We start from the raw sequence: 361 nt of genomic DNA, 5'->3' as shown, positions 1-361 counted from the left end.
GAGGGGCGTCCACTCCATCGATTTTGGCCAACTTGAGGAACGAATGAAGAACGCGCGAATTAACGCGCGTTTCTCTGCGGTTTTTTGTTCGCCAAAGCGCGGTACACCGTCATTCGAGAGATCTTCATGTCACGAGCAACAGCTGATTTACTCGCCCCGGATTCAATACGCCTTTGGATTTCAGAATCATCGACGTGCTTCTTCCGTCCTTTGTAAACTCCAGCTGCCTTTGCGTTTTCTATGCCAGCTTTTTGCCGGTCTTTTATAAAAACTGAGCTCCATATCCGCAACCATGCCTAGGATCGTAATTACCATCCGGCCCATACTTCCCGCACGGCTAACGCATGAAACCATAGTGCAC

Annotated in this window: 1 protein-coding gene; it reads right to left on the bottom strand. The window is 49.6% G+C overall.

Annotated features, from left to right (window positions below; genetic code table 11):
* Positions 1 to 59: 59 nt before the first annotated feature.
* A complete protein-coding gene (locus E1297_RS00515) occupies positions 60 to 290 on the bottom strand; it encodes a helix-turn-helix domain-containing protein (RefSeq protein ID WP_244327581.1) in 231 nt (76 codons plus the stop codon).
* Between the last annotated feature and the right edge of the window lie 71 nt (positions 291 to 361).

The sequence above is a fragment of the Roseibium sp. RKSG952 genome (assembly GCF_009711355.1).
Note: the sequence above shows the minus strand (reverse complement) of the source record. Positions and strands in the feature narration are given on the sequence as shown.